The organism is Photobacterium obscurum (assembly GCF_026191635.1).
GTDB classification, from domain to species: domain Bacteria; phylum Pseudomonadota; class Gammaproteobacteria; order Enterobacterales; family Vibrionaceae; genus Photobacterium; species Photobacterium obscurum.
On the sequence record NZ_JAKRRW010000012.1, the window covers coordinates 125,903 to 138,703 of the forward strand.

Genomic DNA, 12,801 nt, shown 5'->3' on the forward strand with positions numbered 1-12,801 from the left:
AGTTCAACAATTGAGAGTTCGTGTTTAGCTTTCTGCCTTTTCTATCGGCAATTTCCGCACCATTATTTTTTTATTCAGTATAATACTGACAGGATCATCGTCATTTGCAGGAATCATGACTCCCTTACAACAAGAACTCGAAAAGATGGGGCTATCTACACTTAGCTTCAGCGAACAAGAGCAAACATTGCTTGAGCAGTTTATTTCAATCAGCTCACCGTTCTTTGATAACGTTTGTCAGCACAGAGCGGATAAACCGGCTCAAGATCTGGTATTGGGGTTACTCACTAAATCACATCGAGAGGCATTCGATGAATACCAAGCCACTCAGCCAAAAATCAAAGAACTGAAGCAGCTTTTTAGCGAGCAAGTTGGTTCAGAACACGCGGGCAAGTTTACAACCTTAAATCAGGCTGAAGTCACCGTCATCTCATCATTATGGTTTATGGCACAAGGCTATACCGGCATTGATTTTAGTTATGCCAACGATCACGCCCAGGAAACCGCAGAACTTCTATGCACAAACCTGCAATCCACCGCAGTCGATGACGAAATACAGCACATTAGGACACGTTTCATGCAGGCCTATTATACTGGTGTCGAACACTCACAAAATAGTCACAGCTCCGGTAGTTATTTCAAATCTATTAAAACCGTACTCAAACGTTTTTTCGGTCGTTAAGGCTAGCGCGCTACCAGAAACGGGAATCGCATCGTAACCTAGCGATACTAACCTCGTACTACGCCTATCAATGTTGATAGGCGTTATGCTCTCATGGCTTACCGCCTAGATAATCGGTTTTAAATGCATATTCAAATAATGCTGGACCCGTTGTTGCAAAGCCGCCTTTTGCTCCGGCTGCAGAAAGCTGGCTTCGATTGCATTTTGGCTGAACTTAGCAATATCCGTTTTCGATAACTTGAATGCGGTAGCAACAGCAGTAAAATTTGCCGTCATATAACCACCAAAATACGCAGGGTCATCTGAATTAATGGTGACACAAACCCCTTTTTCGAGTAACTCGGCAATATTATGCTGCGACATATCGCTGAACACTTTCAGCTTCACATTGGATAAAGGACACACCGTCAATGGTACACGTGATGCAACAAGGTGATTGACCAATAGCTCATCATCGGTACAACGCACACCATGATCTATGCGCGACGTTTGCAGTATTTTCAGCGCGTTCCAGATATTTTCCGCCGGCCCTTCTTCCCCGGCATGGGCAACGGTGAGAAAACCTGCTTCTTTAGCCTGTTGGAACACATGACGGAATTTCTCCGGTGGATGGCCCTGTTCTGATGAATCTAGTCCGACAGCGATAATTTTTTCCCGGTAAGGCATGGCCTGTTTGAGCGTCTCAAAAGCGGCCTCTTCGCTTAAGTGCCTCAAAAAGCACATAATCAAATGACTACTGATACCCAGCTTTTCACGTCCAGCCTCCAGTGCTCGCCAGATCCCATTCACAACCGTATCAAAAGCAATCCCTCTTTCGGTATGGGTCTGAGGATCAAAGAAAATTTCGGTATGCATAACATGCTCACCTTTGCATCGCTGCAGATATGCCCAGGTTAAATCATAAAAATCCTGCTCGTTCTGTAGCACCTGAGCGCCCTGATAATACAAATCAAGAAATGACTGCAAATCATCAAAGTCATAGGCGGCCTGAATTTGCTCAATAGTCTGATAAGGTAAAGAGATCTGATTACGCTTAGCCAGCTCCAGCATCATACCTGGCTCTAACGTGCCTTCAATATGCAGATGGAGCTCTACCTTTGGTAGCAAGTCAATAAACCCTTCCATAAACGTCCCTCTTTCAACCACTAGCGACAGCCCTTCAAGTACAAATCAGCATATTGCGTACCTTGGACTTATTGAGTATTAGTGTAGCTAGATCTCAGAAATAAAGAGTGACAATACTTAGCAATTAAGGCTCTCCTGCCAAGAAACAGGCATTATTGCTCGGGTTACCAACTTTATCGGCGTACTAACTTACATGTTGTAATTCAGGTATGCTCAGGTAATACAATTCGAGTATTCAAAGTGAGAATAAATAAAGGCCACGTACTTTTGCGACCTTTATTTCAACCTTATGGACAATAATTTTTACCGACGTATTATTGATACTTTCTTAAATGAAGTTTACGTTTTATTTATCCAGCAGTCCTCGCATTAAAAAAGATCCAAGTGAGGACAAAATCAAACCTGTAGAAAGAATCACTACATTTTTATTTTTTGCTTCTGAGATAGCATGCTCAGCGTTATATGAAGTGAAGAAATCGCCACCACCAGCGTCCATAAAGCGCCCCATATCAGAGAACACCTGCTCCTGAGCTGCCATACTACTGAGTGATACCGCTCCCCATAACAAAGAAAGACCACCAATCAGAATTGAAATATATCCCCAGCTTTTTTTAACATCCATGATTCTGTCCACTTAAAAACAAATAAATTAATGAATGGCAATAAAAAACTGAACAACCCACTGGCTAGCTGATGATAAATCACAGACAAACCAGAATACAAATCAGTTTGCTATCAAACCGACTCATAATTTTATAAAACACTTGGACTTTGCAAATCAAAACTAATCCATCAACTCACGAGACAGTGCACTTATTGATAAAACTATTCTCGATAGGAATGTCGATTTACAATGATTTTTTGAACTCGATAGCTTATATCCAAATGACTTCTCCTATCGTAGGTACGATCAAAGTCACCAGTATGATGAGTATTCCGGCTAACTCAGGATTGCGTCATAAGTGAGTTTGCCGGAACAGGGGACGAGAGCACTACTGAGTCAGGTCAGTATCAATCCAGTATTTAGAACCTGAAATATTAGCATCCAGTAATAGGCCTTTTTCGCCGATCTGATAGATAGCCATACCACCGTTATATTTGGCTGATAGTTCGGCGCTATCCGTACCAGCCACCGCGCCCACTTCGGAAGTGGCTTCCCAGCCATCCCTCACAAAACCATCAAAGGTTTTCTGATCTTCAAACATGATTATCTGCTGGTAGAATTTACCACCTAATCCAGCGGCTAAACCTGCGCCAAACATCTTCATGTAGGTATGCTTGCCTGTTTTACGATTTACCGCAACGCCAGCCCCCTGGTTAGTATGAAGCATCAACGAAAATTTACGTGAATCAAACACCGCATAGCCATAGGCACTATCAAACAACAGTTTGGCCGAAGGCTGTTCATTAAACAAACGAACCAAAGCGGTATCAGACATTGTATTTAACGCCAAGCGTGCTTCTTCCGGGGTTTCTGGCTCCAGCATTTCATCAAGCTTTGCCTCACCTGCTTCAAGCCACTCTTTGCCTTTCTCAATGGAAGCATCAGTCCACTCGCCCGCAGTGTTGAAAGCATCCTCCCCCCACTCAGATACGGAGTCCCAGGTTTCCTTCGAGAATTCAGAGACGCTGTCCCATGCATCCTTGGAGCTTTCGCTGACTTTACTGCCAATATCAGAAGCCGTTTCTTTCAGCTTTTCCCAGCTTGCGTGGGCAGGCATCGCCGCCAAGCTCAGTGCTATAACTATTGCCTTATACTTCACAACTGCACTCTCCTTAATTGCCGATGCTGGCAACGAGTCGCTGCCAGCGATAGCCGTTAAGCGTTATTTCTTCTTCGGACGGAAAGGTTTAATCACCTCTTCATTGCACTCAAGGTATGGTCCTTCCATCAGATCAATACAGTATGGTATAGCTGGGAAAACGGCGTCCAGACATTCACGAATTGATTTTGGCTTACCCGGTAGGTTCACAATCAGGCTGTCACCACGCAGACCCGCTGTTTGGCGAGACAAAATTGCAGTAGGTACAAACTTCAGAGATTCAGCACGCATTAGCTCACCAAAGCCAGGCATCATGCGATCGCAAACCGCTTCTGTTGCTTCAGGCGTCACATCACGTTTCGCCGGACCTGTACCACCAGTGGTCACGATAAGGCTACAGTCTTGGTCGTCAGCCATTTTAATCAGTGTGGCTTCAATAACATCCTGCTCATCTGGGATCACTTCGTAAACGGGTTCCCACTCTGACGTCAGGTAATCATTTAGCGTCTCGATGATTGCCTTACCGGAAATATCTTCGTATACGCCTGCACTAGCACGATCACTTACCGTTACGATACCGATTTTTGCTTTTGTCATTTGTTATCCCTCAGGCCTACGCCTTGCTTGTCATATTCATCTTTCTGACTAGCTAATTCTACCAGCCAGTAATTCAATCAGATTAAATGCAAGTTTAAGGAATAACGGTGGCGGGATAAACCTCTTAAGTGAAAAAAACGTGCCAATAAAAGCGGTTATCGACTTACACAACGCAGCAAAAAGCCCTAGATTGGCTAGGGCTTTTTGTTGGCTTTGCACTCAGTTCGTTACACTCAAGCAGCCTAAGAAATTATATTCGGTGGCTTGGGCTATAAACCGCCCATGAGCACATACTTGGTTTCTAGGTAATCCTCTATACCCTGGCGGGCTCCTTCTCGGCCTAACCCGGACTCTTTAACCCCACCAAATGGCGCCACTTCAGTTGAAATCAAACCTTCGTTGATCCCAACCATACCCGACTCTAAGTCCTCGCTGATACGCCATGCCCGCTGTAATGATTGCGTATAGGCATACGCCGCCAGCCCCGAATCTGTATCATTTGCTCGTGCAATCACTTCATCGTCTGAGGAAAAACGGAACAACGCCGCCAGTGGACCAAACGTTTCTTCGGTTGCCACTCGCATATCATCCGTCACTTCCGTCAGAACATGCGGCACAATGAAGTTACTCCCAAGCTCAAGTTGCTGACCGAACAACAGCTTCGCACCTTTTTCCAGCGCATCGTCGATATGGCTTTGTACCTTCGTAACAGCGGCCTGATTGATCAGCGGTCCGATGCTCGCACCTTCGGCAAAACCGTCAGCGACTTTCAACTTCGCAACACGAGCCACCAGCTTTTCGGCAAACTGATCGTAAACTGCATCATGAACATACAAGCGGTTAGCGCATACACAGGTTTGGCCGGCATTGCGGAACTTTGCCACCATAACACCGTCTACCGCAGCATCCAGATCGGCATCATCAAACACAATGAAAGGCGCATTCCCACCCAGCTCCAGCGACAATTTCTTCATCGTAGCCGCCGACTGTTCCATCAGCAACTTACCAATCCCCGTTGAACCGGTAAATGAGATTTTACGAACCGTCTTGCTCCTGGTCATTGTGCCACCGATAGCTACCGCATCCCCGGTTAGCACGCTAAACAGCCCAGCTGGCAATCCGGCACGCTCTCCCAGCTCTGCCAGTGCCAGAGCGGTAAATGGCGTTTCCGGCGCCGGTTTGAGAACCACTGCGCAGCCGGCCGCAAAGGCTGGACCACATTTACGAGTGATCATTGCGGCCGGAAAATTCCACGGGGTAATCGCTCCGACAACACCTATAGGTTCTTTACGAACAAGAATACGTGCATCTGCTTTATGGCTAGGTACGACCTCGCCATAGGTGCGCTTGGCTTCTTCTGCAAACCACTCGATAAAGCTGGCGGCATAGGCAATTTCACCTTTCGCTTCCGCTAGGGGCTTGCCCTGCTCTGTCGTTAGAATAATCGCCAAGTCGTCGGCGTTATCGAGGATCAACTGATACCAGGCACGAAGGATATTCGAACGTTCTTTTGCAGTTGTCTGCTTCCAGGTGCTTTGAGCCTGCTGGGCAGCCTTAATCGCGATAACAGTTTCTTCTTCACCAAGGACAGGAACACTACCTATCACTTTGCCTGTCGAAGGATTCGTAATTTGGGAGACCTTGTTTTTGGCCGAGGCTACCCAATTACCTGCAACGTAACATTCTTGTTTGAATAAACTTGGATCTTTCAGCTTCACTTGGTCATTCCTTCACAACATATACCGTTGTGATTGTGACTCAAACGACTATCACTTTCATCATTTGTATGACCAATCGCACACTATTTATCACACATAAAGTGTAATAAGTCCCCAAACACCCCGTGCGAGCGAAACTTAGGCTCAAAAACAAACACATTGATTACTTTTATATCTGGCTGATTACCGCTTGTGGTTACTCAGATGCCTTACTTGTCATCCAGATTAAAATCTGATGATGAGTATTTGTCTTTAGCATCACACCACACGTCACCATAAGACTGGCAAAACGCCGACAAGACCATGTCTACGTGCGGTGGCGGCACAAGAAAACTATATTGGGTATCATCATTATCATCGCAATGAATAAGCCCGTTATCTGTTTGTTGGCATATGACAATATTTACTTCACTGTGACTATTTCCTGCTTGTAATTCAGCCGCAGTAACTGCAGGCATCTTATCGAGCTCGACCTTGAAGTCATAGGATGAGTACTTGTCTTTGGCATCACACCATTGTTCACCATGATGTTCGCAAAACAGAGATAAAAACGGCTCCAAATTCTGCGGCAACGCACGAAAACTCAATTGGGTATTATTGCCACACTCTATGAGTCCACGTTCTGTTGGTTTACAGGTGACGATATTGGGTTCATCGTTTTTTTCTCTTGTTGCTAGTGATGCAGCGGTAATCGCAATGCCGGTGATGAACATTAATGCGAATATCTTTGATGCTTTATTTATACTCAACGTTAACACTCCTCAAACTCAATACCCTTGCTTAATTGCATGATAACTAGGAAGAATACCCATAATACCACTTATTTATTATGTTATTTACGCATTAGCTCTAAACCAAGTTAAGGGCAGCTACAAGAATGCCTGATAGCAATGAATATTTTTGAGGCCATGATGCCAACTTGATGATTTGATCTGAGAACAGTAACGACAATTGACTCATTCGTCCGAAGGGCAAAATAAACTTAACGCATACAAAAAAGCCCAGTCTTGCGCCGGGACGCCTAGTCTGAGCCTTCAGTGTAGTGGCGGAACGGCTGGGGTCGCACACGACCGGGACTCTTCGAGAACTCATTCGACCGCAGGGCGAACACCAAATTCAACGCATACAAAAAAGCCCCAGTCTTTCGCCGGGGACGCCTAGTCTGAGGCTTCGTTGTAGTGGCGGAACGGCTGGGGTCGCACACGACCGGGAGTCAACGCGCACAGCCAGTGCCGAGACCTAGAGGCCGAAGGACTCTCATCGCGGTTCAAATACGAAAAAGCCCTTGTCTTTCGACAAGGGCTTTAATCAGTGGCGGAGCGGACGGGACTCGAACCCGCGACCCCCGGCGTGACAGGCCGGTATTCTAACCAACTGAACTACCGCTCCAATTCCGTACGAAACCCGATGGAAACCATCCAATTTCTAGAATGTGGCGGAGAGATAGGGATTTGAACCCTAGATACGCTACAAACGTATGCCGGTTTTCAAGACCGGTGCTTTCAACCACTCAGCCATCTCTCCGTAAGTGCGGCGAATAATACTGAGCTTAATGAGATCTGTAAAGAGTATTTTTTAAAATAACGGCCCGTTCGAACAGACAATGCACACTACGCACTTAAAAGCGCCAAATCGTATAAAAATCATCATGATTTTTGGTGGGTTAGCCTAAAACTAAAAGCACCAAACACGACCCATATCACACTTTGTTAATAAAGAGAAAATATCAAAAGAATAGAAAAGTGCGGCCTAAGACTCTGAAAATTTCATTTTATCCATTACAAATCACCACAATAATCAACAGGTTTTATATTAACCCCCAAAAATGGCTCACCGTTGACATGCCTAATACTGACAGAGTTCAATGCTATAAGGATTCCTATTGTACGTTAATTCAGTATATTGGGCTTAAGCCTATGGGATGTTTGGTATCTAGGAAATGAACCACTCCAGCAGTTAGAATCAAAGGTGACACTGTCACAATCAAAATCTCTCAAAGGCTCTTATATAGTCGTAGTGATTGTAACTTTGAAAAGGAATTTATTTATGGCTAAACGTGTATCAAACAAGCGAATCAAAGAAATTCTTGATAACGCAAAATCGAAAAAATAGACTCCTCTAAAGAAGCCTCCGTCGTGAGGCTTTTATTTCTTTAACACTACACCGCACCGTATATTGGCTAACCGCCTTAAACTGTCAGGCGGTTATCTTAATCTCTCCTTCAACCCTCTAACCTTGGAAGCTGTCACTATCTTCCTGCATTTGAGCCACCACCTTTGCATATCCTTTCGGCGGAGGGGTCCAGCCTCGTTCGGAGCGAGGTTGCTTATCGCCGCGCTCAGACTTCATCACTTCACCCAGTGCATCTTCCAGTTGCAAAAACAACTCCAGATATTGGGCATTAAACTTATTCTCTTCGGTACTGTCCTTCCAAGTTTGGTAAAGCGCTTCTTTACTCATCGCTTCGGTCTCGATAAAGCTCGATCGTAGCTGCTCAGCCCTAAACGGATGTACTCCAAGACTTTTCAGCGCTTCCGTCCCCAACGTCAAAGCAGAATGATACGTTTCGCTGATAATGTAATCTGCTCCTGCCAGACGCAATGCATAGTGGTGCCCTCGATCGTAAGCACGAGCCAGAACACGTACATTTGGGTAGCTATGGCTGACATGCTTAACCAGTTCAACCGCCCTTTCGTTGTCATCTATTGCCACGATCATCAACTTAGCTTCCTCAATCCCTGCGGTATGGAGTAAGTCAGGGCGAGTAGCATCACCAAAATAACTTTTGATTCGAATACTACGCATATTCTCAATCTGCCCAGCTTCATGATCCAGCACGACAGTTTTTATCCCATTGGCAACCAACAGGCGATTAACGATCTGGCCAAAACGGCCAATTCCCGCAATGATCACAGTTCCTTTTTCATCGATATCATCCGGCTCTCGGTCATTGGGCCCCCCTTCAAAGCGCGGCAGGATCACTTTATCAAAAAGGATAAATAACCCGGGAGTCAGGAACATAGAAAGGGCAACCACCAATGAAAGTTGCTGTACAAGATCGGCCGGCAAAACATGATTTTGCGCCGAGAACCCAAGCAGTACAAAACCAAACTCACCAGCCTGGGCCAAGCTTAGCGTCAAGAGGTAGCGATCACTTCCCCTAACTCTGAAAACCAGAGCCAGTACAAACAAGACAAACGCTTTTATGAGCATCACACCGATGGTGATAGCTATAATCTGCCCGATATGACTAAACAGGACGCCGAAATCGATTCCCGCCCCTACAGTGATAAAAAACAGGCCGAGCAACAGCCCTTTGAATGGTTCGATATTTGATTCCAGCTCATGGCGAAATTCACTGTTGGCCAGTACTACCCCGGCTAGAAACGTCCCGAGCGCCGGAGACAGGCCAATTAAGCTCATCAACGCAGCGATACCAATAACCAGCATTAACGCGGTTGCCGTGAAAATCTCACGTAGCCCGGAATCCGCCACAAACCGGAATAACGGCCGGCTAAGAAAATGACCGCCAACCACCAAGCCTATAATGGCCGCAATAATCACGACTGCATACGCCCAGCCAGGCAGTCCAGCGACTAAGCTCATTTCCTCATGACCATTCGTCGCCTGCTGGGCCAAACTTTGTGCCTGCTCCACCAGCTCGGGGAGAGCCAGCAACGGGATAAGCGCCAGCATCGGGATTACTGCGATGTCTTGAAATAACAACACCGAAAAGGCATTTCTGCCCCCTTCAGTTTTTGCCAGCCCCTTCTCATTAAAGGTCTGCAACACGATCGCAGTCGAGGACAGTGAAAAAATAAGACCTATCGCCAAAGCAATTGTCCAGCCCATCCCAAGGGCCATCGCAACTGCCATAACAATAACGGTAGTGAGGCCAACTTGTAGGCCGCCCAGCCCCATTAACCGATGGCGCATATCCCATAGCATACGAGGCTCGAGCTCAAGCCCGACCAAGAACAACATCATCACGACACCGAACTCGGCAAAATGTTGAATAGCAAAAGTCTCTTCGCCAACCAGCCCAACAACGGGCCCTATTACGACCCCTGCGATTAAGTATCCCAGCACTGAACCCAAGCCGAGTTTTTTTGCAATGGGCACCATAATGACCGCTGCACACAAATAAACAAATGCCTGAATAAAATAGCCGGTCATAGTTATCCCCTGATCACTTGTGTCAAATTTTGCGTTAACTTACGAACCTTACAAGCTGCATGAATATCGACCTTGTCATCCCTAAGCGCCAACAATAACGTCTTCCAATTGGCAATATGACCAGCAACCCGCTTTTCTTCAGCAGCAGTACGAGCATCAAACAGAATGAAGGGAGCCAGGCAATGCATCCCTGTTAACACCGCTGTTTGCTCCAGCGGTTGTAGCAGTTCACGTATCGTGAAGTGGTTATAACCTTCATCACAAAAAGAAGAATCAGAGCTTCCAGCAGTTAATGCACAAAGAAACGTCTTTCCATGCAATGCCGTACCGCCTTCACCATAGGCAAAGCCATATTCCAACACCAAATCCTGCCACTCTTTTAAAATTGCAGGCGTCGAGAACCAGTACAGCGGAAACATAAATACGATAACATCGTGATCTCGTAGCCGTTGCTGCTCTTTGTCGATATTAATTCTGAAAGTTGGATAGTCATGATACAAATCGACCGTCGTCACTCCATCAATTGCCTTTGAGGATTCAAACAACGGTACATTCACTTCTGAGCGTGATGGTGACGGATGCGCAAACAAAATAAGCACTTTCTTTTTTGGGATCGACATAGACATCCTTACTGATACCAACTGGCTGTTGCCATATACCAGCAGCCATTGAGATTAATCGGTAAATTATAGAGTTAAAGTAGTCTGTAACGAGTCGGATTGGAAAAAACTCGTGGTATTGCCACACGATAACAAGAAAAAGCCAGACTGGCTGGCTTTTTCATATTTTGGATAAAGCTTCCTACTCCCCCCAAAAGGTACGGTAGTTGGCTTAAATATATCGTTCGGAGCTGAAAGCTAATCGTCTACTCCAGCTCAGAGGTATCCCAATACACATAGACGGACTCTTCTTTCAATTTAAAAATAAGCCCCTCGTTTCCCAAACCGGACTGACGATAAACAGGGTGCCCATGGGAATCTTTGTAGTTGCCGGGTCTATCTCCCGTCGGCATGAAATCATAGTAAACCCCGTCTGCACGATCGATGGTGATATAGCCCTGCCGCTGCGAAAAAACACAAAAGTATCGAGCAGAGGGTTCATTGGCACCTTTCGGGTAAATATCACATCGGGCATCCGCTGAATCAGCCAGGGCCTGTAACGCAATCCCCAAGCCAAGAGCAATAATACCTAGAAGGTGCATAACTCTCTTAACACCTAGCCTTCTAGTACAACATAAATCCATGATCCTACCTCCACGACAAACAACAGCCTCGCGGTGATCTTATTTTTAGTTTAGACCTACCGCAAAAAACCCGCGCCGGCTTTGCCGACAGGCCTCATTTCAGGTCTACAGGAAATAATATACAGCGGTAAAAATTAGACTCGATATCCCCAAACCGCATCAATCAGCTTCACCATCAATTCCTTTGAAACGCGGCTCGGATCAAGCTCTGGCAGATACTCGACAAAATCAATGCCGATGAACTTATCGGACGTCGATAGCTTCGATACTAGCATCAGCGTCTCTCGTGCACTTAAGCCGCCGACATTTGGCGTCGCACAGGCTCGAAATACCGAACCGTCTAAACAGTCGTAATCAAACGATACATAAATTCGGTCATAATCTGCATCGAGGTTAGCCATTAGCTGTGTTAATACTTGACGAAAACCGAGCTCATCAATGGCCGCCATGTCATAACAGGTGATCTTATTCTTCGCGATCAGGTTCGCTTCATTTAGCATCAAATCACGAATTGCCACATAGTAGATATCCTGCGGCTTCAAATTAACCGTCGGATCATGTTGCCACTCTTGGTGTTCACAGCGATTCATTAGCATTGCCAACGGTTTTCCATGCAAATTACTCTCTATCGAATCGTTACAGTCCGCATGGGCATCGACCCATACCACCGCCACTTTTTCTTTCCGGTTAACTTGATAATGTTTTAGTGCCGCCGAAATCGTCGCGATTGCGATGGAATGATCGCCACCAATCGTGATCGGTACTGAACCGCTCTGATAAACATCTAAAAGCTGATTTTCCAACGCCATGCAATAAGTCTGTAAAGCCCTGACTTTTTCCCCACGCTCAAGCAATGCCTGAATATCACCACTCAATTCAACATCACCAAGATCTTGAATATCAGCACCCCAGCGACCATTGCGGACATCCATCCAGTCAGATAATCCATTCCAGGCGTCATCATCATTTTCTCTTAATGCCTGAACGGTATTCTGCTTGGTTGTGACCAATGCGGAGTGATTGTATGGCGCCCCCACTATTCTAAATTTTCGGACCATCGCAATACCTTTACTCTTTAAAACAACGAATGCAAAAACCATCAGGGATTGAAGCTACGCTTAATTATTTAATGCGAACAACGTTCAAGAGTGGAAAGTCGGCGGACTTCACATTCTTTCGATGATCGAAAATATATTATCAGGGTAGATAATAAGGAGACTAGTAACTGTTTTTTCTCCCATCAATTTCTGGCGTTGATATTAAACGGCTGTGAAATGCCAATATTCCCACGGTTCTTCTAATTCGCTCAGCCCAAATAGCTCCAGTCAATAAAACGACTCCCATCACTGCCACAACAAGGGGGGCACTAAACGTATCTCTGGCGACACAAATTAGCACTGCAATTAACCCAGCGACAAAGGTTGGCGAAAGTGCAATTTTCAACCATAGCAACACTGGTATAAATGTTTTTAGAATTTGTTCCATTTATAAGCACTT

Annotated in this window: 12 protein-coding genes and 2 tRNA genes; 1 reads left to right on the plus strand and 13 read right to left on the minus strand. The window is 45.6% G+C overall.

Going from position 1 to position 12,801, the window contains the following annotated elements:
- Positions 1-115 precede the first annotated feature (115 nt).
- Positions 116-682: a hypothetical protein gene (locus tag MD588_RS15715; protein WP_265698365.1), complete on the plus strand. Its 567-nt coding sequence runs from the start codon at positions 116-118 to the stop codon at positions 680-682.
- Between the two features lie 105 nt (positions 683-787).
- Here MD588_RS15715 and MD588_RS15720 read toward each other — a convergent pair whose 3' ends face one another.
- The 13 genes from MD588_RS15720 to MD588_RS15780 form a co-directional block, all read right to left on the minus strand.
- Positions 788-1,807, minus strand: a complete 1,020-nt coding sequence (locus MD588_RS15720; protein ID WP_265698366.1) for an adenosine deaminase — start codon at positions 1,805-1,807, stop codon at positions 788-790.
- A 346-nt stretch (positions 1,808-2,153) separates the two neighbouring features.
- On the minus strand, positions 2,154-2,429 hold the full coding sequence (locus MD588_RS15725; protein WP_265698367.1) for a molybdenum cofactor biosynthesis protein: 276 nt from the start codon (positions 2,427-2,429) through the stop codon (positions 2,154-2,156).
- Positions 2,430-2,799: 370 nt separating this feature from the next.
- Positions 2,800-3,528: a beta cell expansion factor BefA gene (befA, locus tag MD588_RS15730; RefSeq protein ID WP_265698411.1), complete on the minus strand. Its 729-nt coding sequence runs from the start codon at positions 3,526-3,528 to the stop codon at positions 2,800-2,802.
- A gap of 105 nt (positions 3,529-3,633) precedes the next feature.
- Positions 3,634-4,167 (minus strand): molybdopterin adenylyltransferase, encoded by a 534-nt coding sequence (gene mog / locus MD588_RS15735; protein WP_265698369.1) that lies wholly within the window; start codon positions 4,165-4,167, stop codon positions 3,634-3,636.
- Positions 4,168-4,436: 269 nt separating this feature from the next.
- Entirely contained in the window at positions 4,437-5,885 is a 1,449-nt protein-coding gene (locus tag MD588_RS15740) for an NAD-dependent succinate-semialdehyde dehydrogenase (RefSeq protein ID WP_265698370.1), read from the minus strand.
- Between the two features lie 209 nt (positions 5,886-6,094).
- Positions 6,095-6,634, minus strand: a complete 540-nt coding sequence (locus MD588_RS15745; RefSeq protein ID WP_265698372.1) for a hypothetical protein — start codon at positions 6,632-6,634, stop codon at positions 6,095-6,097.
- Positions 6,635-7,197: 563 nt separating this feature from the next.
- Positions 7,198-7,274 (minus strand) — tRNA-Asp (locus MD588_RS15750).
- 44 nt (positions 7,275-7,318) lie between these two features.
- Positions 7,319-7,409 (minus strand) — tRNA-Ser (locus MD588_RS15755).
- Between the two features lie 705 nt (positions 7,410-8,114).
- Entirely contained in the window at positions 8,115-10,061 is a 1,947-nt protein-coding gene (locus MD588_RS15760; protein ID WP_265698373.1) for a monovalent cation:proton antiporter-2 (CPA2) family protein, read from the minus strand.
- 2 nt (positions 10,062-10,063) lie between these two features.
- On the minus strand, positions 10,064-10,681 hold the full coding sequence (locus tag MD588_RS15765) for an NAD(P)H-dependent oxidoreductase (RefSeq protein WP_265698375.1): 618 nt from the start codon (positions 10,679-10,681) through the stop codon (positions 10,064-10,066).
- 245 nt (positions 10,682-10,926) lie between these two features.
- The gene (locus MD588_RS15770) at positions 10,927-11,262 is read right to left on the minus strand and encodes a hypothetical protein (protein ID WP_265698376.1); all 336 of its coding nucleotides are present in this window, start codon (positions 11,260-11,262) and stop codon (positions 10,927-10,929) included.
- A gap of 176 nt (positions 11,263-11,438) precedes the next feature.
- Complete coding sequence (locus MD588_RS15775; RefSeq protein WP_265698378.1) at positions 11,439-12,362, minus strand: arginase family protein; 924 nt, start codon at positions 12,360-12,362, stop codon at positions 11,439-11,441.
- Positions 12,363-12,522: 160 nt separating this feature from the next.
- Entirely contained in the window at positions 12,523-12,789 is a 267-nt protein-coding gene (locus MD588_RS15780) for a hypothetical protein (protein ID WP_265698379.1), read from the minus strand.
- Between the last annotated feature and the right edge of the window lie 12 nt (positions 12,790-12,801).